We start from the raw sequence: 20049 nt of genomic DNA on the forward strand, positions 1-20049 counted from the left end.
CGTGCTCTCTTCACTGGGGACGTGCGATGGTGCGGGGGCCGGGCGCTAGCGCGGTCCGACGACGTTCTGGCGCTGGCTGCCGAGTCCTTCGATGCCGAGCTCCATCACGTCGCCGGGCTGGAGCCAGATCTGCGGGTCGTGGCCCATGCCGACGCCCGGCGGGGTGCCGGTGTTGATCAGGTCGCCCGGCTCCAGCACCATGAACTGGCTCAGGTGGTGCACGATGACGTACGGGTCGAAGATCATGGTCTTGGTGGTGCCGGTCTGCCGGCGCACCCCGTTGACGTCGAGCCACATGCCGAGGTTCCTGACGTCGGCGATCTCGTCGGGGGTGACCAGCCAGGGGCCGGCCGGGTTGAAGGTCTCGGCGGACTTGCCCTTGCTCCACTGCCCGCCGCGCTCCATCTGGAACGCCCGCTCGCTGACGTCGTTGACCACGCAGTAGCCGGCGATCGCGTCCTTCGCCTCCTCGACCGAGTCGAGGTAGGAGGTGCGCCTGCCGATGACGATGCCCAGCTCCACCTCCCAGTCGGTCTTGGTGGAGCCGCGCGGGATGCGGACGTCGTCGTACGGCCCGACCAGCGTGTTGGGCGACTTGGTGAACAGGATCGGCTCGTCGGGCACGGCCTGGCCGGTCTCGGCGGCGTGGTCGCTGTAGTTGAGCCCGATGCACAGGATCTGGTGCGGGCGCGCGATCGGCGCGCCGATGCGCTCGCCCGTGAACTCCTGCGGCCGGCCGGTGGCGACCTTGCCGGCGAGCAGCGCGGCGCCGCCGGCGGCGAAGAAGCGTTCGTCGAAGTCGGGGGTGACGTCGGAGACGTCGATGTAGTGGTGCTCGTCGATGCGGACGACGGGCTTCTCGGCGCCGGGCGCGCCGATGCGCATGAGGTGCACGGGGATCTCTTTCAGAAGGGGTTCCAGTAGGGCGTGGGCAGGCGCCGCTCTCCACGGTGGCCGTTCACGAAGGGTCCTCCCCGGAGACGATGGCGCGGATGGCGGGCAGGTCGTCGATCAGGGCGCGCAGCGGGGTGCGGTAGGCCAGGCCGCTGACGCTGATCGCGCCGCTGGGCGAGGTGGGCGAGGTCAGGTAGGCGGGGACCGCGACGCAGTTGACGCCCGGCTCGTTCTCCTGGTCGTCGGCCGCGTAGCCCTGCTCGCGGACGCGGGTCAGCTCGGCGTGCAGCTCGCCGGCCGTGCCGATCGAGCGCTCGGTGCGGCGTTCCAGCGTCCGGCCGCCCACCCAGGCGCGGACCGCGTCCTCGTCGGGTAAGGCGTGGGCCAGCAGCACCTTGCCGACGGCGGTGCAGTGCGCCGGGTTGCGCCCGCCCACGACGGACGTCAGCCGCACCGCCCCCATCGGGGGATCCAGCTTGGAGCGGTAGACCACCGAGGCCCCGTCCAGCACCGCGTAGTGGACGGTCTCGCCGTGCCGGTCGCAGAGCGCCTTCAGCATCGGGGTGACGCGGACGTGGTCGGGCCGCTCCTCGTGGTGCGCGAAGGCCATCCGCAGGAACTCGTCGCCCAGCACGTAGCGGCCGTGGCCGTGCTGCGCGGCGAACCCGGCCCTGCGCAGCGCCGCCAGCGCGCGGTGCACGGTCGGCTTGGGGCTCGCCACGGCCCGCGCCATCTCCTCCAGCCCGATGCCGTCGGGATGGCGGGCCAGCTCGGCGAGCACCGCGAGCACGCGGTCGGACCCGACGAGCCGGGTCTCGGCGGCGGGGTCGTCAGGGGTGGCTCGCGACACGTTCCGAACATTAGACCATCGTTCCGTCAAACGAAAGTTGGCCGTCTTTGGGGTCTGTTGACAACCTCTGTCCCAACGACACAATAGACATATGAACAACTCTTCAGATGTGAGCGTGACCGCCGTGGACGGCTGCGCACTCAAGGTCGTGGACGCCGACCGGGTCGCCGCCGTGCGCGAGCGGATGCCGCCCGGCGACGACCTCGCCGACACGGCCGACGTCTTCGGCCTGCTGTCGGACACGAACCGGCTGAAGCTGCTCGTCGCCCTCCTGGAGGGCGAGCTGTGCGTGTGCGACCTCGCCGCCGTCACCGGCCAGAGCGAGTCCGCCGTCTCACACGCCCTGCGGCTGCTGCGCGCGCACCGCATCGTCGCCGCCCGCCGGGCCGGCCGGATGGCCTACTACCGGCTGGCCGACCCGCACGTACGGATGCTGCTCGACCTGGCGCTCGCCCACACCGAGCACACCGACGCGATCCACCCCGAACGCTCCGGAGACCGGTGATGGGCGCGGGACACGGGCAGGGACATGGGCACGGGCACGCCGCCGGGCGGCACCGCTGGCGGCTGGCGCTCGCGTTCGCCCTGATCGGCTGCTTCTTCGTGGTCGAGCTGGTCTACGGGCTGCTCTCCGGCTCGCTGGCCCTCATGTCGGACGCCGGGCACATGGCCGCCGACGTGGTCACGCTCGGCGCGGCGCTGGTCGCCACCCGGATCGCCACCCGCCCCGACACGACCGGCCGGCGCAGCTACGGCTCCTACCGGGCCGAGGTGTTCGCCTCGCTGCTGGCCGTGGTGCTCATGCTGGGCGTCGCGGTCTACGTGGTCGCCGAGGCGATCGGCCGGATCGGCGGGCCCGCCGAGGTCTCCGCCGGGCCGATGCTCGTCGTCGGCGCGATCGGCCTGGCGGTCAACCTGGTCGCACTGGTCCTGCTGCGCGCCGGCGCGCGCGAGAGCCTCAACGTCAAGGGCGCCTACCTGGAGGTCGTCGCCGACACGGCCGGCTCGGTCGGCGTCGTCGTCGCGGGCTGGCTCATCGCGGCGACCGGGCAGGTGTTCTGGGACACGCTGATCGCGCTGGCCATCGGCGTGTTCGTCGCCGTACGGGCCGTCTCGCTCGGCCGGGAGGTCTTCGCCGTGCTCGGGCAGCACGTGCCGGAAGGGCTCGACGCCGCCGCCGTCGCCGCCGACCTCGCGGCCATCGAGGGCGTGCGCGACGTCCACGACCTGCACCTGTGGACGCTCACCTCGGGCATGAACGTCGCCACCGCCCACCTCGTCACGGCCGACCAGGACGACCACCACGCGGTGCTCGACCAGGCCCGCGACCTGCTCCGCCGGCGTCACGGCGTGGCCCACGCCACCCTCCAGGTGGAGCCGCACGACCACACCGGCTGCGACGAGATCGGCTGGTAGCCCCGCCCGGGGCGGCTCAGTCGCCGAGCGCGAGCCGGACGCCGAAGGCCGCGATCACCGTCCCGGTGATCCGGTCCAGGAGCCGCCTCGCGCGGGTCGTCCTCAGCCGTTCGCGCAGGACGCGGGCGAAGGCGACCAGCACCGTCGACCAGATCAGCCCGAGCGCGGCGTGGACCGAGGCGAGCAGCACCCCCATCGCCAGCGGGGCGGCCCCCGCCGGGATGAACTGCGGCAGCACGGCGACGTAGAACGCGCCCACCTTCGGGTTGAGCAGGTTCGTCGTGAGGCCCTGCCGGAAGCCGCGCGTCATGCTGTCCAGCGCAGGAGCGGCCTCGGGCTCGTCCCCCTCACCGGGGTTCTCCCCGCGGAAGGTGCCGATCAGCATCCGCGCGCCCATCCACACCAGGTACGCCGCCCCCGCCCACCGCAGCGCCTCGTACGCGAGGTGCGAGGCGGTGAGCACGGCCGTCACGCCGAGCGAGGTGAGCGCGCCCCACACCAGCGTGCCCGCCTGGATCCCCAGGACCACGCCCCACGCGCCCCGGCGGCGTCCGAGTGCCGCGGTCCGCAGGACCAGGGCGGTGTCGAGTCCCGGCGTGAGGGTGAGCAACCCGACGACGAGCGCGAATGACCACAAGGAGCTGCCGATCATCACATGCGCGACTTTACCCGGACGACCAGTACGAGAGATGACATTGCCCGATGACTCCGGGTGCAGTTGAATGATCCGATGCAAGCTGGGCGGATGGTCTCCCCGATACTCGTGGGGCGGGAGAAAGAGCTCGCCCGGCTCGTCGAGCTGATCTCCGTCGCCTCTCCCGTCCCCGCCGTGGCCGTGGTCGAGGGCGAGGCCGGGATCGGGAAGTCCAGGCTGGTCGCCGAGCTGCTGGACGGCCCCGCCGTGACCGGCCTGCGGGTGCTGCGCGGCGCCTGCCTGCAGATCAGGGAGCCGTTCCCGCTGGGCGCGCTGGTGGAGGCGCTGCGCGGCCGGGCCGCCGACCTCGGGGAGTCCGCCCTGTCGCCGGTCGCCGGAGCCCTGCGCGAGCTGCTGCCCGAGCTGGCCGCGGCGCTGCCGCCCGCGCCGCCCCCGCTGGACGACCGCGCGGCCGAGCGGCACCGGGTCTTCCGCGGGCTCGCCGAGGTGCTGACCGCGCTCGGCCCGGCCGTCCTGGTCGTGGAGGACCTGCACTGGGCGGACGATCAGACGGTCGAGTTCCTGACCTACCTGATGTCCGTGCCGCCGGGAACGCCGCCCGGCACGCTCCGGGTGGTCCTGACCTACCGGGGGGAGGAGGCGCCCGCCGCGGTCCGGGGGATCACCGCCCGTCTCCCCGACGCGATCCGGCGCGAGCACCTGGTGCTGCCGCCGCTCGACGCCGCCCAGACCCGGGTCATGGCCTCGGCCATCCTCGGGGCGGAGGAGGTGACGGCCGAGTTCGCCGAGCACCTGTGCGCGCGGGCGTCCGGGCTGCCGCTCGCCGTCCAGGAGCTGCTGGCGCTGCTGCGCACCCGGGGCACGCTCATCAGGTGGGAGGGCGGCTGGGCGCGCCGCGCCCTGGAGGAGCTGGACGTGCCGAGCGGCGTACGCGCCTCGGTGCAGGAGCGCGTCGCCCGGCTGTCCGCCGGGGCCAAGGAGGTGGCCGAGCGGGTCGCCGTGCTCCAGACGCCGGTGCCCATCGGCCTGCTGGCCGCCGGCGAGGCCGGGGCGATCGACGAGGTGCTCGGCTCCGGGCTGCTCACGGACGCCGGCGGCCTGGTCGGGTTCCGGCACGTGCTGGCGGCGCAGGCGGTGTACGAGGCCATCCCGGCCGGCCGCCGCCGGGCGCTGCACGCCGAGGCCGCCGACGCCGTACGCGGGCTGCGGCCGGTGCCGCTCGGACGGCTGGCGCACCACCTGCGGCACGCCGGACGTACGGAGCAGTGGGCCGAGACCGCCGTCGAGGCCGCCGAGCAGGCGTCCAGACTGGGTGACGACGCCGAGGCCGCGCGGCTGCTGGCGGACATGCTGAGCGAGACCGACCCGCCGGCGGCGCGCCGGGCGGAGCTGACGGTCAGGCTCGGCTGGGCCGCACTGGAGCTGCTGCGCCCCCCGCCCGTCGCCGGCCTCATCGCCGCCGCGCTGGAGCAGGACGTGCCCCGCCCGCTCCGCGGCACGCTGCGCCTGCTGCTCGCGCTGCACCTGGAACGTACGCGGACCGACGAGGCCCGCATCGGCGAGGCCTTCGCCGCCGCCGCCGAGGACCTGACCGGTCGCCCGGGGGAGCCCGGCCAGCCCGGCCTCGCCGCCTGGGCCATGGTCGGCGTGGGCCGCCCGCCGAGCCCCGTGCCGCAGGACGAGGCCATGGCCTGGCTGGAACGCGCGCTCGCGACGCTGCCCGCCGTGGCCGACCCCGCCATGCGGATGCTGGTCCTCGGCAAGATCGCGATGATCTTCGTGGTGATCGGCGACCCCCGCTGGGCCGGGCTGGCCGAGGACCTGCTGCGCGAGACCGGTGGGCGCAGGCTGCTGCGCCGCGAGGTGAACGCCTACCGCTCCATCGGCGGGGCCAGCCTGTTCCCCGGCCACCACCGCGCCGGCCGCCGCCTGGTGACGACCGCGATCGAGGACGGCGCCGAACCCGACCTGCGGGGACGGCTCGAACTGCGCTCCCTGGTGATCATCGCCGTGGCCGACTACGTCGAGGGCTCGTGGGACGGCCTCGCGGCGCGGCTGGAGGAGCTGCGCGAGCACTTCGGCGACGAGCCGCACGAGCGGATCATCGTGGACGCGGTGGGCGCCTGCCTGGCCGCGATCCAGGGGCGGCCGGAGTCGGCGCCGCCGTTCCTGTTCGACGTGGTCGCCATGGCCCAGACGCGGGGGCAGGTCGACGATCTCGTCCTGCCCCTGACCGTGCTGCTGCGCCTGGCCGCGCTCCGGGGCGAGCCGGAGGCGGCGCTCGCCGTGGCGGCCGAGGCGGCCGTCCACTGGGAGGCGGCGCGCCTGTGGCCAGTGGCCGTCCGCACGCTGCCCGCGCTCACCCAGGCGCTGCTCGCGGCTGGCCGGGCCGGGGACGCCGCGGACACGGTCGCCACGTACGCCGCCCGCCTCGACGGGCTCGACGCCCCGCTGGCCGGGCCGTCGCTCGCGTACGCCCGCGGCCTTCTCGCCGCAGCCGGCGAGCGGCAGGCGGAGGCCGCCGCCGAGTTCGCCGCGGCGGCGGACGCCTTCGAGGCGGTCCCCGCCAGGTACGAGGCCGCGCAGGCCCACGAGCAGGCCGCCGCCTGCCTGTTCACCCTGGACGACCCCGCCGCCGCCACCCGGCTCGGCCGGGCCGTCACCCTGTACGGGGAGCTCGGCGCCCGCTGGGACCTGGACCGCGCGGCCGGGCTGGGCCGCCGGTGGGGGCTCCGCCCGTCGCCGGTCGCGCCGGCACGCGGCGGGGACGACCACGTGCTGTCGGCCCGCCAGGAGCAGGTGGCCCGGCTGGCGGCGGAGGGGCTGACCAACCAGGAGATCGCCAGGGAGCTGTTCCTGTCGCCTAAGACGGTGGACAAGCATGTGAGCGCGGCGATGCGCAAGGTCGGCGCCCGGTCACGGACGGAGCTCGCCCGCCTCCTCGACTGAGGCCCGCCCGGGACCTCCCTGACCGGCGAGGCTCCCGACACCGTTTCCGGGGCTGGTCTCCCACGTCGCCCCTCGCATGGTTTCCGACGTCGCCCCTCGCATGGTTTCCCGCGTCGTCCCTCGCGTGGTCTCCCTGATCCCCTATGGGGTTCTCCATGTCGCCCCCCAAATGGGGATTTTTCCCCATAGGGCTCCCCATTCCCCCTTCCGTGCCGCCGCCGCGACACTTTCCCCGTGTCCGAAACCCCACCAGCGCCGCGTCCGGGCCGGCAGGACCCCGGCGGCGAGCCCGCCTCCCACGACCCACCCCCCACGGACCCGGCCCCCGCGGACCTGACCTCCGCGGGCCTGACCCCCGGTCTGACCTCTGCGGGCCTGACCTCTGCGGGCCTGACCTCCGCGCCCCCGGCATCCGCGGACCCCGTGCCGCCATCGGGACTGCCCGAAGGCTTCGAGCCCGTCTGAACCGCCACCCGGCGGGCCACGTCCGCCGGTCGATCGCCGCAAAGCCCCCCTCAGAAAGGCCGCCCATGGCGCTGCCCCGCCCCCCGTTAGCGCGCCGCGCAGGCGCGTTGCTGACCGCCGTCACCGTGCTGACGGTCCTGTCGCCCGCGACCCCCGCCCCCGCCGCGACCACCCCGGCCCCCGCCCCCACCGCCGCTGCCCAGGACGCGCGGAACGAGGCGCAGACCGTCCCCCTGACCGGCGTGCGCGCCCGCCGCCTGGTCGTCACGCTGATCACCGGTGACAAGGTCCAGCTCACCCAGACCGTCCCCGGCAAGTACCGCGTCGAGCCCGCCCCCGGCACCCGCCAGGGGATCAACCTGTTCACCCAGTTCACCCCGGACGGCGTCCACGTGCTGCCGGACGACGCCGTCGCCGCCATCCAGGCGGGGCTGCTGGACAAGCGGCTGTTCGACGTCAAGTACCTCGCCGAGAACGGCTACGCCGACGACGCGACCAAGCATCTGCCGGTCATCGTCCAGTACCCCGGCGGGCGGCCCGAGGCCGAGGTCAAGCGCTCCGCCGCGGCCATCCCCGCCGGCGAGCCCACCCGTACGCTGGAGAGCATCCACGCCGCCGCCCTCGACGTCACCAAGGGCGAGGCGGGCACGTTCTGGGAGGCCGTGCGCGCCCAGCAGAGCACCGCGAAGAGCCTGCGCGGCGGCATCGCCAAGATCTGGCTGGACGCCAAGGTCAAGGCCGACCTCGAACAGAGCGTCCCGCAGATCGGCGCGCCCCGGGCATGGGAACGCGGCCACGACGGCACCGGCGTGACCGTCGCCGTCCTGGACACCGGCGCGGACCTCGCCCACCCCGACCTGGCCGGCAAGATCGCCGACAGCAGGTCGTTCGTCCCCGACCAGGAGGTGCAGGACGGCCAGGGGCACGGCACCCACGTCGCCTCGACCATCGCCGGCACCGGCGCGGCCTCCGGCGGCAGGAACAAGGGCGTCGCGCCCGGCGCGAAGCTGGTCGTCGGCAAGGTGCTCGACAACGGCGGCTCCGGCCAGGAGTCGTGGATCATCGAGGGCATGGAGTGGGCCGCCCGCAGCGGCGCCAAGGCGGTCAGCATGAGCCTCGGCGGCCCGCCCACCGACGGCACCGACCCGCTCAGCCAGGCCGTGAACGACCTGACCGCCGAGACCGGCACCCTGTTCGTGATCGCCGCGGGCAACGTCGGCGCCAATGAGAGCGTGAGCACCCCCGGCGCGGCCGACGCGGCGCTGACCGTGGCCGCCGTGGACAAGAGCGACCAGCTCGCCGGCTTCTCCAGCCGCGGGCCGAGGGTCGGCGACGGCGCGCTCAAGCCGGACATCGCCGCGCCGGGCGTGGACATCGTGGCCGCCCGGGCCGCGGGCACCTCCATGGGCAATCCGGTGGACGACCGCTACACCGCCGCCTCCGGCACCTCGATGGCCACGCCGCACGTGGCAGGCGCCGTGGCGATCATGGCCCAGCAGCACCCCGGCTGGACCGCCCAGCAGCTCAAGTCCGCCCTGATGTCCACCGCGAAGGACGACGGCTTCACCGTCTACGAGCAGGGCGCGGGCCGCGTGGACCTGGAGCGGGCCACCCGCCAGCAGGTCTTCGCGACCGGCGGCGGCGTCGACTTCGGCCTGCTGGAGGGGGACGGTGAGCCGCGTACCGGCGAGGTCACCTACACCAACCTCGGCAAGGAGCCCGTCACGCTCGCGCTGAAGGCGGCCATGAGCGGCGGCGCGAAGGTGAGCCTCGCCGAGTCCACGCTGACCGTCCCGGCGGGCGGCACCGCCGGCACCAAGGTCACCCTGGACCCGTCCGGGCTCGGCCTCGGCACCTACAGCGGCGCCGTGACCGCCGAGGCGGGCGGCGACGTACGGCTCACCACGCCGCTCGGCGCGGTGCGCGACGTCCCCAAGGTGAACCTCACGATCCGCACCCTCGACCGGGACGGCAAGCCGCGCACCCCGACCGCCATGAGCGTCGTCGACGTGGACGGCACCAAGGGCGAGCTCGGCCCGCACAGCATCCACGACACCGGCCTGGTCGTCACCCGGGTGCCGGTCGGCACCGTCAGCGTGGTCCAGGTGCTGGACTGGGTGGACGGCGACGACCGCGCGAACCGGGCCTGGCTGTTCGAGCCGGAGGTCACCGTCACCGGCGACACCGAGATCACCCTCGACGCTCGCAAGGCCACCGAGATCTCGTTCGACGCGCCGAAGACCGCGCAGCCGCTCAACAACAGCTACGACCTGTTCTTCCAGCGGACCCTGCCGAGCGGCGCGGTCTACGGCGGCGCCCTGCCGGTCAACCGTCCGGTCGGCGCGTGGGAGAAGGCCTGGGCGCTGCCCACCAAGCGGGTCACCAAGGGCGGCTTCCGCCTCACCGGTCAGTGGGAGCTCGGCGTGCCCGAGGTCAGCATGACGATGCGCACGCCGAAGCCGGTCGCCCTGCACCCGGTCTCCCGGGTCCACATCGTCGACCGGGCCGAGCTCCACCCCGGCTGGGTGCCGTTCCCGAACAAGAGCCTGCGGGTCGTGGACGGGGGCAAGGGCCGGCCCGAGGACCTCGCGGGCAAGAACGTGCGCGGCGCGCTCGTCCTGATCGACGCCGAGCTGGCCGAGGGCGTGTTCGGCCCCGAGTGCGGCCTGCAGGTCGAGCGTACGTCGGCGGTCAGGGACGCGGGCGCGGCCGGCGTCCTGGCCTTCAACGAGGAGCGCGGCAGGTGCCCGATCCCGCTGGGCATCGCCCAGAAGCCGAACACCGGGCCGGCGAAGCCGGTCGGCATCCCCGTCGCCTACGTCTCGAACGCCGAGGGCACCAAGATCCGTGAGGCGGTCCGGCGCGGCCAGGTCACGATCGACGTGGTGAGCACGCCGAACACGCCGTACTCGTACGTGTTCAAGCCGTACGCCGACGGCCGCGTCCCCGACTCGATGCGCTACAAGGTCACCGAACGCCAGATGCACCGCGTCGACCTCGACGTGCACGCAGGGCCGTACCGGAACTACATGAACTGGCGCAGCGCGTGGCGGCCCGACGACGTCTCCTACACCTCGACCGCCTCGAACGAGCTGCACTGGTCCTACCCGGCGCCCGACCGCAGGCCGCAGTGGATCTGGCCGCTCGATCCCAAGGTCGTGAACCAGGGGGGCGTCTCCGCGCTCATCACCCCCGACCCGGTCCAGGACGTCGAGGAGACCCGCTTCCGCACCCAGGTCTTCGACAAGGCCGGGAGCACGGTCCAGCAGTGGTTCGCCCTGCCGAGCGTGCCGGGCGCCGCGACCTCGGGCGAGAGCCTGTACCGGCTCGGCGACCGGGACGCCCCGCCCATGACGGCACTCATCGGGATGCCGTGCGCGATCTGCGTGCACGACGGCAACCTGTGGGTGACGCCGTCCATGGTCAACGGGGTCGGGGAGGGGCGTGACGACGGCGTCGTCTTCGGCGACATCCAGCCGCGTTACGACCTGCACCTCTACCGCGACGGCAAGGAGATCCCGAACACGCCCGTCGACCCGTTCATGAAGCTGCCGCGCTACCCGCTGCCCGAGGGCAAGGGCGCCTACCGGCTGACGGCGAAGAACGACCTGCAGGACATCGAGTGGACGTTCACCGCCCCGCCCGGCAAGGACCAGACGCAGCCGGGGCTCAACTGCTACGCCTGGTGGATCGACGGGGCGGTGGAGCAGTGCCGCACCGTGCCGGCGGTCTACGTCAGCTACGACCTCGGCGGCACCCTGTCGGAGCGGAACACGGTGGCGGCCGGCCGGCGGCACACGTTCGAGCTGGAGGCCTACCACGGGCCGTCGGGCGGCAGGACGCCCGCCATCGCGGGCGTACGCCTGTGGACCAGCACCGACGACGGCGCCACGTGGCGGCCCGCCGATCTCAGGAAGGGACGGGACGGCCGTTACACCGCCTCGGCCACGTACCCGGCGTACCGGGCGACGAAGGGCGCGGTCAGCCTGAAGGTGGAGGCGTGGGACGCGGCCGGCAACCGCGTCAAGCAGACCGCGCTGCGCGCCTTCAACCTGCGCTGAGCACCTCCCTGTAGGGCTCCCGCCGGCCCCCGGCCGGCGGGAGTTCCGGCGTTGCGGGCTCAGGAGAGCACGTCGCGGCCGGTGAACGGGGCCAGGGCGAAGCGGGCGACGACCTTGCGTTTGGTCAGCCAGCGTACGTGCGCGCCGTTGCGGGCCCGCGCGACCGCCTGCTCGGCCAGCCACGGCGTCACCGTCTCCACCCGGTCGGCGAGCAGCAGGAACGCCCGGCTCGGCGCCGGCCCGGCGTCGCGCATGAGCAGGTCGGTGACCACCATGCCGGGGCTCAGCAGCCCGGCGGAGACCCCAGGGGGGACCTCCGCGGCCAGCGCCTTGGTGAGGTAGGTCAGCGCCCGCTTGCTCGCGCCGTAGACGGCCAGCCCCGGCACGACCCGGCCGTCGCTGCCGAGGCCCTCCATGTTCCACACATGGCCGTGCCCCTGGGCGGCCATGCCCCGCACGGCCACCGCGCAGCCGTTGACGACGCCGTTGAGGTTGACGTCGAGCACGTGCCCGGCCTCGCCGGCGGGCAGCTCCCAGAGCGGGAGCCGGGAATGGGTGACGCCGGCGTTGTTGATCCACATGTCGACCCGGCCGTGCCGGTCCACGGCGGTGTCCCAGACCCGGCGCACCTGGTCGCGGTCGGTCACGTCGGCGATCACGTCGCCGCCGGTGGTGCCGCAGGTGACGACCTGGTGGCCGCGGGCGGCGAACTGCTCGGCGAGGCCGCGGCCGATGCCGCGGGTGGCGCCGGTCACGACGATCACCATGCGGCCACGCTACCCGCCTAAAGATGTAATCCCTACCAGTTATAGTGAAGATCATGGAGGCGGACGACACCGAGCTCGGCAGGCTGCTGGCGGACCACCGGCGGGACCTCGCGGCGCTGGAGGCGCTGCGCGACCGGCTCGCCGAGGTCAGGGGACGGGGCGAGGCCGCGGACGGCCGGGTCGTCGCCGAGACGACGCAGGACGGCGCGCTCACCGGGCTCGCCAACGACCCGCGTGCCATGCGCCTCGGCTCCGACCGGCTCGCCGAGGCGATCCTGCGGGCGTCCGCGCGGGCGGCCCAGGCGGCGGGGGAGAGGGCCGCCGACCTGGTGGCGCCGTTCCTCGCCGGCACGCCCCTGGAGCACGCGCGGCCCGAGAGCGCGCCGCCCGCCCGCGAGCGGAGGCGGGCCCGATGATCAGTCCCGGCCGCGCGGGCGTCTACGGCGCCGGCACCCTCGGCATCGCCGCCTTCGTCTTCCAGATGCTGGCGGTCGACTACCCCGAAGGCGATCCGGACAAGGCCCGCCAGGCCGCCGCCGTCTGGGCGCGGCTGGCCGAGCGCGTCGAGCGCAGCCCCGGCCACACGTACGGCGCCGCGGCCTCGGTGTGGCGCAGGAACGAGGGCGGCGGCGTGCCCGAGTTCCGCGAGGCCGTCACCCCCGGCCTCTACCCGCCCGACCCCGGCGACGGCTACGCCGCCAGGCTCGCCCGCCGCTGCAGGGACAACAGCGAGGCCTGCGCCGAGTACGCCGACGCGATCGAGACGGCCAGGCACGCGTACTGGACGCTGGCGTGGGCCAACTTCGCCAGTTTCGTCTTCATCAGCACCTTCCCGTGGCAGGCGGGGGCGGCGTACCAGATGACCCAGTTCCTCATGCGCCGCGCCCAGGCGGGCATGCTGGCGCGGCTGCTGGAGCACTCCGTCGCGCGGATCGTGGCGGCCAAGCTGACCGAGTACACGATCGGCAGCGCCTTCTTCGCCGTCGGCGACGTGGCCGTGGTCGCGGGCGTGAAGGCGGCGCGCGGCGAGGACCCCGGCTCGTTGGGGGACAACGCCAGGCAGGCGCTGAAGGAGTTCGCCGCGTCGGTCGCCTTCTACGGCGTGTTCGACGCCGCCGCGCCGGTGGCCAGGAAGGTGAGCTCCAACGCGGACGTGCAGTATTTCCTGAGCCGCCTCGCCGGCGGTTCCCTCGGCTACGGCCCCTCCTACGACGCCATGAACGGGCAGTCGGGGGAGGAGCTGGTGCCGACCTGGAAGGAGACCCTGGGCCGCATGCTGCTGTACTTCACGATGGCCCACAAACCGGCGGGAGGCTGAGCGCGGCGTGGAGATCCACAAGAAGCACCTCCGCTCCGCCGCCGACGCCTACGACCTGGAACGGGAGGCGCTGGGGGAGTTCGTCCGCGAGGCGGCCGGCGAGCTGAACGCCATCGGGGCCTTCTGGGGCGGCGACAAGCTCGGCACGACCTTCTCCAAGGGAGAGGGCGGCGCCGGCGGCTACGAGGCGGTCACCGGCCAGGTCATGGCGGGCGTGGAGACATGGCTCGGCGCCCACCAGGAGATCGCCGAGCGGCTGCGGCTCATGGCGGACGTCGTCCAGGTGGCCGACTGGGCGACCATCGCGGAGATCCTGGCCGAGCTGCCCCCGGCCGACCCGGGACGGCCCGTCTGGGGGACCGGCTAGGAAGCGGGCCGCGGGCCCCGGTAGGGCAGGGGCTGGCTGTAGACGACGCTCGTGGTCGTGCTGCCCAATTCGGCGAGCTCGCCCACCAGCCGCTCCAGGTGCCGCATGGAGGACGCCGCGACCTTCAGCGTGTAGCAGTCGTCGCCGGTGGTGCGCAGGCACTCCAGGATCTCCGTACGCTCGGCGAGCAGCCGGTGCAGCGGCTCGTGCCGGTTGCCCGGATATTTCAGCCGCACCACGGCCAGCACCGCGAACCCGGCCTTCTCCAGGTCCACCTCGGCGCGGTAGCCGGTGATGACGCCCAGCGACTCCAGCCGGCGCACCCGTTCGGTGGTCGCCGAGGAGCTGAGGCGTACCCGCCGGCCCAGCTCGGTGAACGGCATCCGCCCGTCCCGCTGCAGCTCGGCCAGGATCGCCCAGTCGGTCGCGTCGATGTTCTCGGCCATCCGGCCAATCTACCGGGATAATCCCGGCCAACAGCCGTTCATACCGGGAGAAATCCCTTACTCCCGGCCAGGCCGCCTGGATAGCCTGAACCGGTGCGACTAGGCGTGAACGTCCCCAATTTCGGCCCCGGCACCGACCCGGGCGTCCTGCGCGCGTGGGCGCAGACCGTGGAGGGCCTCGGCTTCGACCTGTTGATGGTCTCCGACCACGTCGTGGTGACGCCGGACGTCGCCGCGCAATATCCCGCGCCGTTCTACGAGCCGTTCACCACCCTTTCCTGGCTGGCCGGCGTCACCGGCCGGATCAGGCTCGGGACGACCGTGCTCATCGCGCCCTACCGGCACCCGCTGCTGACCGCCCGCATGGCCGCCAACCTCAACCGGCTGAGCGGCGGCCGGCTGGTGCTCGGCGTGGCCTCCGGATGGGCGCGGCAGGAGTTCGCCGCGCTCGGGGTGCCGTTCGAGCGGCGCGGCGAGCTGACCGACGAGGTGCTGCGGGCCCTGCGGGCCGCCCGCGAGGACACCGAGGACCTGCGCGCGGGCCCGCTGCCGCTGTGGATCGGCGGCAACAGCGACGTCGGCATCCGCCGGGCCGTCCGGCTCGGCGACGCCTGGCACCCGCTGCGCAACACCCTGCCGTGGCTGCGCGAGGCGGTGGAGCGGATGCGGACGATCGCCGGCGACCGGCCGGTGCCCGCCTTCGCCCCGCGCATCCACCTGCGGATCACCGCCACGCCCGTCACCTCGCCGGACCGGCGGGCCGGCGAAGGCACGATCGAGCAGGTCACCGCGGACCTCGCCGAGCTCGAACGGCTCGGCGCCGACACGGTCGTCCTCGACCCGTTCGACGGCGACCCGGCCGAGACCCTTCACCCGGCGGCCAAATGGCGGATGCTCGCCGACGTCGCCGCCCACACGGACCTACGGAAGGAGCAATCATGACACCGGACGAGGAATCGCTGCTGCGCCGGGCGATCGAGCTGGCCGCAGAGGCCCGCGCGGCGGGCGACCCGCCGTTCGGCTCGCTGCTGGCCGACGCCCAGGGAAAGGTGCTCGCCGAGGAGCGCAACACCACCGTCACCGGCCGCGACATCAGCGCGCACCCCGAGCTGAAGCTGGCCGTCTGGGCGGCCCGCGAGCTCGACCCCGCGACCGCCGCCGCCACCACGATGTACACGAGCTGCCAGCCGTGCGGCATGTGCACGGGGGCGATCCAGCGCAGCGGCCTCGGACGCGTCGTCTATGCCCTGTCGGAGGGGCAGCTCGGCGAGCTCAAGCCGGGCGGCGCCGCCTGGCCGCACGTGCCGCAGGAGGGCCCGGCGCTCCACGACGAGGCCCGCGTCCCGGTCGAGGGCTACTACCGCTGAGCGCTCAGCCCGCCCAGCCCGGTTCGAGCCATTGCGCCCGGCCGGGCAGGCCCGGCCTGATCCGCGCCCGCGGCGCCCCGCCCAGCTCGTAGACGACCGAGCCGAACGTGCGCGTGGGCCATTCGGGCACCCCGGGAACGCAGATCGGCACGGTGTCGTCGGCGAGCACCGTCTCGGCCTCACCCGGAGTGCCGTCCGGGCGCAGGGCGGCGTCGAGGAAGCGCAGCCGGTTCTCCGAGTCGCGTACGCGGCCCGTCTCCCGCAGCCGGTCCAGCGCGCCGGCGTCGAGGTCGTCGCTGGCCAGCGGATGGTTGGTGTGGATGAGGCGGCCCTCGCGCAGCGGCACGGGCACCGCGCCGGCCGCCGAGCACTCCAGGCTCTCGATGCCCGAGGCGTCGCCCACGGCGTAGTGCTGGCCGCTGGCGTGGCCGACGCCGCGCAGGAAGGCCACCGCGGCGGCCCGGTCGCGGCGGGCCAGCACGCCGCGGATCACCGCGGCCACCGGCAGCCCGTACGGGTCGCCGCTCAGCATGCCCAGCGTGTTGACGCAGACCGCGACGCCCGCCGCGTTGACGCCGGTGAGCGCGAGCAGCCCGGCCGAGGTCAGCACGACCTGCTCGGGCCCGTCCTGCGGGCGCAGCCGCAGCACGAGCTGGGAGCCGTCCATGAACGTCGGCAGGTCCATGTTCTGCGCCAGGTAGGGGCCGCCGGCCGGCTGCCCGCCGACGACGCTGCAGCCGTGCTCGCGCAGGTGCCGGCGGCGCATCCACCAGCCCTCGTCCATCCAGTTGTACGCGGCGACGTCCTCGAACGGCACGCCCGCGCCCTCGGCGATCCCCCGCAGCTCGTCGGCGAGCTCCGGCATGAGCCGCCGGACGGTGCCGAGCAGCGGCGACCCGGTGAGCAGCCCGGCCACGCCCGACGGGGCGGTGACCTCCCGCCACGCCTCCAGGGCCCGCCGCACGACGGGCCGCGCCTGCTCGCCGTGCGCCCGCCCCATCTCCAGAGGGCTGCCCGCGCACTCGATCACCGTCATCCCGGCCATCTTGTGATGCTAGGCGATCCTTGGGGAGATCTTGCCGATGAGCTGGGTCAGCTCGGCGAGCTCGGCGTCGGTCAGGTTCTGCAGCGGCGGCCGGACCGGGCCCGCGGGGCGGCCCACGGCGGCGAGGCCCGCCTTGACGATCGAGACGGCGTACCCCTTCGTCCGGTCCCGGATGTCCAGGTAGGGCACGATGAACTCCCGGATGCGCCGGTAGACCGCCGCGTGGTCCTGCGCCCGGACGTCGGCGTAGAAGGCGAGCGCGAACTCCGGCAGGAAGTTGAAGATCGCCGACGAGTACGTGCTCACGCCGAGCTGCAGCAGCGGCAGCGCGAAGGTCTCGGCCGTGGGCAGGCCGCCGATGTAGGCCAGCCGCTCGCCGACGGCGGCGTAGACGCGGGTGAGGTTCTCGATGTCGCCGACGCCGTCCTTGAGCCCGACGAACGTCGGGTTGCGCGCGGCCAGCCGCTCGACGGCGCGGTCGGTGAGCACCGCGTTGGCCCGGCTGTAGACGATCACGCCGAGCCCGGTGGCGGCGCAGACCGCCGACACGTGCTCGACCAGCCCGTCCTGACCGGCCTCCGTGAGGTAGGGCGGCATCAGCAGCACCCCGTCCGCGCCCGCCGCCTCGGCGGCGCGCGCCTGGGCGACGGCGGTGGCGGTGCCGCCGGTGGCCGGCGCGATGACCGGGACCCGGCCGCCGACCTCGCCGACCGCCGCCCGGACGACCCGGTCGATCTCCTCGCCGGTCAGTGAGAAGCCCTCACCGGTGCCGCCCGCCGCGAACAGCCCGGCCACCGGGTGCTCGCTCAGCCAGGACAGGTGGTCGCGGTAGCCCGCCTCGTCGAAGCGCAGGTCAGGGGTGAAGTGCGTGACGGGGAACGACAACAGACCGCTCCTGAGCCGGGCGGCGAGCTCCTGCGGGGAGTAACGGGACATGCTCATGCCGCCAGGTTAGGGACGAGCGACGATTCCCGTCCAAGTGCATTTCTGCATCCGGTGATACCCGTACGGCATCACCTCTGCTCAGCCCGGAGAGGCGGCAGATGGCCGGTCAATGTCCTGTCGAAGACACGCCCCACGCGGCAGCATCGGCAGAGGAGCGCTCCGCACCATCTCGCATCCGTACGACGGCCTGGACCATGGAGGTTCACGTGACAACGAGATCGAGGCGACGCGGCACGATGCGGCGGAGCATGATCAGTGCGGCGCTCGGCGTCCTGCTCGCCGGAACCGTCGCGGCCATCGGCGCGCCGCCCGCGGCGGCCGGCGGCAACGGCTGGATGTGGATCGGCTCGAACACCGATCCGGCCGGTACGCGCCGCGTCAGCGTCCAGCAGAACACCGGGGTCAGCGGGACCTACCACATCGACATCTGGTACTGGGCGACCGGCGCACGGTACGGCGGCACGGGCGACTACTCCTACAGCGGCGGCACCAGGGAGTTCCTGAAGGGCCGGGTGTCGGAGGTCGCGGGCAAGCGGCTGTGCGCGCAGCTCTGGTACCACAAGCCCGGCGGCGGCTACGAGTCCCACGGCCTGCCCTGCCAGGACTACTAGCGGGCGACGCGGGACCCGCGACCGAGCGAAACCGGCAGGACTCCTTCCGTACGCGAAGGAGCCCTGCGCGCCGGCCGGACCAGGGCGTGCTTGATCACAGTTTGAAGCCGCGCGGGCGCGTCGACCTGGCGGTATCACGGAGGGTCGAGTTTCCGGTGAGATCGCGGTCTTGACGTGGGAGCACCGGTAGGACGTCATGGGAACGTCTGTTTCGATCTTGGGAGGCCCCACGTGCCCCATCCGCTGGTCCGCCGATTAGCCGCCTCCTGCGGCGCCGCCGCCCTGATCACGGGTCTGCTCACCGTGCCGGCCACCGTCGCCTCGGCCACCGACACCACGAGAGACCTCGGGGTGAGCATCACCTCCTTCACCGCCGACCTCGCCGCCGGGGGTGGCCGGGTGTTCGTCTCCGCCGCGGACCGGATCATGGTGGCCGACATGGACGGAAACGACACGGGCGACGTCATCACCGGCCTGCCGGGCGTGGCCCGGCTGGCCCTGAACGCGGCCGCCACCCGCCTGTACGCCTCGCTCCCCGGCTCGAACGAGGTGGCCGAGATCGACACCGCGAGCAACACCGTCATCCGGCGCCTCGACCTGTCCGCACATCCCTGCCCGTCCACGCTGGCCCTGTCCGGCGACTGGCTGTGGGTGGGACACGGCTGCGGCGGCGAGGAGGGCGGCGAGAACGGCGGCGCCGTCGGCCTGAACCTCACGGTGGCGGCGCCGGAACCGGTGACGCTCGGGCGCGTACACGCCCGGCCTCCCGCGCTCGCGGCCGCCCGCGACACGCTCGTGGTCGGCGAGACCGGCACGGACCACGCCGACCTGCTGGTCTACGACGTCGGCGGCGACGCCCCGGTCCTGCGCGGCGAGATCGACGGCCGGACGGGGAACCTCGCCGGGCTGAACGAGCTCGCGCTCACCTCCGACGGCTCCACCCTGATCTCGGCGGCCGACGCCCCCGGGACCTTCACCAAGTACGACACCACGACCCTGGCGGCGACCGGAGCCTACGGGGACGAAGGGGACGGGCACCCGGCCGCCGTGGCGATCTCCGCTGGCGGGCGCTTCGTGGCCGCGGGACGCCAGGGGGGCACCGACTTCACGCTCTACAACGGCGAGACCGGAGCGGTGGTGTACTCCGCCGGCCAGCCGGACGCCGAGCTGGTCCCTGGCAGCGTCGTGTTCTCCGAGCCGGACGTCTTCGCGCTGCTGCGCGATTCGGCGGGCCGGCTGCTGCTGTGGCGGCTGCACGGTGTCGCGCTGCCGGCCTCCGAGCTGACGCTGACGGCTCCGGCGCGCGAGCCGTTCGGCGCACCGGTCCGCCTCAAGGGGCGGCTCACATATGCCGACGGCAGGCCGCTTGGCAGGGGGGCGCTCGCCGTGACCCGCCGCCTGGCCGACGGGACGAGTGAGCCGCTCGACAGCGTGACGACAGGCAAGGATGGCACGTTCACCTTCACGGACACGCCGCCGGACGTCGGCGCGGTGACCTACACCGTGCTCTGGGACGGAGACGGCAGAGCCCGCTGGAGCACGACCTCCGCCACCGTGGCGGTCCAGCGCCCTTCCACCCTCACCTTGGACGGGCCGGAGTCCGGCACCGTCGGCGAGCCCCTGGAGCTTACCGGCGTGCTGACGGCGGGCCACGGGCCGTCCGGACCCGGCGCCACGATCATCGTGCAGCGCACGGTCTCGGACGGAGACTCCTCCGAGTCCGTCACGCTCGAACCGGTGAGCACGAACGCCGACGGCTCGTACACCTTCACCGACACGCCCCCCACCGCCGGGACGTACACCTACATGGCGAGGTGGACCGGGAACACCACGGCCGGGGCGGTCAGGGTCTCGCGCCGGGTCACGGTCACCCCGGGCACCGGGTGACCGTCA

Annotated in this window: 18 protein-coding genes; 11 read left to right on the forward strand and 7 right to left on the reverse strand. The window is 73.8% G+C overall.

Features of this window, described 5'->3' with window-relative positions; genetic code table 11:
* Nucleotides 1-45: 45 nt before the first annotated feature.
* Nucleotides 46-894 (reverse strand): fumarylacetoacetate hydrolase family protein, encoded by an 849-nt coding sequence (locus tag ABD292_RS05155; protein ID WP_344205606.1) that lies wholly within the window; start codon nt 892-894, stop codon nt 46-48.
* 64 nt (nt 895-958) lie between these two features.
* Nucleotides 959-1744 (reverse strand): IclR family transcriptional regulator, encoded by a 786-nt coding sequence (locus ABD292_RS05160; RefSeq protein ID WP_344205607.1) that lies wholly within the window; start codon nt 1742-1744, stop codon nt 959-961.
* 91 nt (nt 1745-1835) lie between these two features.
* Here ABD292_RS05160 and ABD292_RS05165 point away from each other — a divergent pair, with 91 nt between their 5' ends.
* Together ABD292_RS05165 and ABD292_RS05170 are read left to right on the forward strand one after the other, a co-directional pair.
* Nucleotides 1836-2249: an ArsR/SmtB family transcription factor gene (locus ABD292_RS05165; RefSeq protein WP_344205608.1), complete on the forward strand. Its 414-nt coding sequence runs from the start codon at nt 1836-1838 to the stop codon at nt 2247-2249.
* On the forward strand, nt 2249-3160 hold the full coding sequence (locus ABD292_RS05170; protein WP_344205610.1) for a cation diffusion facilitator family transporter: 912 nt from the start codon (nt 2249-2251) through the stop codon (nt 3158-3160). The genes ABD292_RS05165 and ABD292_RS05170 overlap by 1 nt, the downstream gene beginning before the upstream one ends.
* 16 nt (nt 3161-3176) lie before the next feature.
* Here ABD292_RS05170 and ABD292_RS05175 read toward each other — a convergent pair whose 3' ends face one another.
* Complete coding sequence (locus ABD292_RS05175) at nt 3177-3812, reverse strand: LysE family translocator (protein WP_344206435.1); 636 nt, start codon at nt 3810-3812, stop codon at nt 3177-3179.
* A 93-nt stretch (nt 3813-3905) separates the two neighbouring features.
* On the opposite strand from ABD292_RS05175, the gene ABD292_RS05180 reads away from it, so the two are divergent.
* Together ABD292_RS05180 and ABD292_RS05185 are read left to right on the forward strand one after the other, a co-directional pair.
* Nucleotides 3906-6764: a helix-turn-helix transcriptional regulator gene (locus tag ABD292_RS05180; protein WP_344205613.1), complete on the forward strand. Its 2859-nt coding sequence runs from the start codon at nt 3906-3908 to the stop codon at nt 6762-6764.
* Between the two features lie 530 nt (nt 6765-7294).
* Entirely contained in the window at nt 7295-11290 is a 3996-nt protein-coding gene (locus ABD292_RS05185) for a S8 family serine peptidase (RefSeq protein ID WP_344205614.1), read from the forward strand.
* Between the two features lie 59 nt (nt 11291-11349).
* On the opposite strand, the gene ABD292_RS05190 is transcribed toward ABD292_RS05185, so the two are convergent.
* On the reverse strand, nt 11350-12057 hold the full coding sequence (locus tag ABD292_RS05190; RefSeq protein WP_344205615.1) for an SDR family oxidoreductase: 708 nt from the start codon (nt 12055-12057) through the stop codon (nt 11350-11352).
* A gap of 53 nt (nt 12058-12110) precedes the next feature.
* Here ABD292_RS05190 and ABD292_RS05195 point away from each other — a divergent pair, with 53 nt between their 5' ends.
* From ABD292_RS05195 to ABD292_RS05205, 3 genes are read left to right on the forward strand one after another with little or no spacing between them, the layout of a single operon-like run.
* A complete protein-coding gene (locus tag ABD292_RS05195) occupies nt 12111-12473 on the forward strand; it encodes a YbaB/EbfC family nucleoid-associated protein (protein ID WP_344205617.1) in 363 nt (120 codons plus the stop codon).
* The gene (locus ABD292_RS05200; protein WP_344205619.1) at nt 12470-13375 is read left to right on the forward strand and encodes a WXG100-like domain-containing protein; all 906 of its coding nucleotides are present in this window, start codon (nt 12470-12472) and stop codon (nt 13373-13375) included. Before ABD292_RS05195 ends, ABD292_RS05200 begins: the two co-directional genes overlap by 4 nt.
* 7 nt (nt 13376-13382) lie before the next feature.
* A complete protein-coding gene (locus ABD292_RS05205) occupies nt 13383-13742 on the forward strand; it encodes a hypothetical protein (RefSeq protein WP_344205621.1) in 360 nt (119 codons plus the stop codon).
* Here the strand turns inward: ABD292_RS05205 and ABD292_RS05210 are convergent.
* Entirely contained in the window at nt 13739-14188 is a 450-nt protein-coding gene (locus tag ABD292_RS05210) for an Lrp/AsnC family transcriptional regulator (RefSeq protein WP_344205623.1), read from the reverse strand. The two genes, ABD292_RS05205 and ABD292_RS05210, sit on opposite strands and share 4 nt — an antisense overlap.
* A gap of 93 nt (nt 14189-14281) precedes the next feature.
* Here ABD292_RS05210 and ABD292_RS05215 point away from each other — a divergent pair, with 93 nt between their 5' ends.
* Nucleotides 14282-15130: a TIGR03619 family F420-dependent LLM class oxidoreductase gene (locus tag ABD292_RS05215; RefSeq protein ID WP_344205625.1), complete on the forward strand. Its 849-nt coding sequence runs from the start codon at nt 14282-14284 to the stop codon at nt 15128-15130.
* Nucleotides 15127-15555: a nucleoside deaminase gene (locus ABD292_RS05220; protein ID WP_344205627.1), complete on the forward strand. Its 429-nt coding sequence runs from the start codon at nt 15127-15129 to the stop codon at nt 15553-15555. The genes ABD292_RS05215 and ABD292_RS05220 overlap by 4 nt, the downstream gene beginning before the upstream one ends.
* Before the next feature lie 4 nt (nt 15556-15559).
* On the opposite strand, the gene ABD292_RS05225 is transcribed toward ABD292_RS05220, so the two are convergent.
* Both ABD292_RS05225 and kdgD read right to left on the reverse strand, forming a co-directional pair.
* Nucleotides 15560-16600, reverse strand: coding sequence for a C45 family autoproteolytic acyltransferase/hydrolase (locus tag ABD292_RS05225; RefSeq protein WP_344205629.1), 1041 nt, complete (start codon nt 16598-16600; stop codon nt 15560-15562).
* A 9-nt stretch (nt 16601-16609) separates the two neighbouring features.
* Nucleotides 16610-17542, reverse strand: coding sequence for a 5-dehydro-4-deoxyglucarate dehydratase (kdgD, locus tag ABD292_RS05230; protein ID WP_344205631.1), 933 nt, complete (start codon nt 17540-17542; stop codon nt 16610-16612).
* A 209-nt stretch (nt 17543-17751) separates the two neighbouring features.
* Here kdgD and ABD292_RS05235 point away from each other — a divergent pair, with 209 nt between their 5' ends.
* Both ABD292_RS05235 and ABD292_RS05240 read left to right on the forward strand, forming a co-directional pair.
* Nucleotides 17752-18156, forward strand: coding sequence for a hypothetical protein (locus ABD292_RS05235; RefSeq protein ID WP_344205633.1), 405 nt, complete (start codon nt 17752-17754; stop codon nt 18154-18156).
* A 231-nt stretch (nt 18157-18387) separates the two neighbouring features.
* Entirely contained in the window at nt 18388-20043 is a 1656-nt protein-coding gene (locus ABD292_RS05240) for a carboxypeptidase-like regulatory domain-containing protein (protein ID WP_344205635.1), read from the forward strand.
* Nucleotides 20044-20049 lie beyond the last annotated feature (6 nt).

This window comes from Nonomuraea bangladeshensis (assembly GCF_039529455.1).
GTDB lineage: Bacteria > Actinomycetota > Actinomycetes > Streptosporangiales > Streptosporangiaceae > Nonomuraea > Nonomuraea bangladeshensis.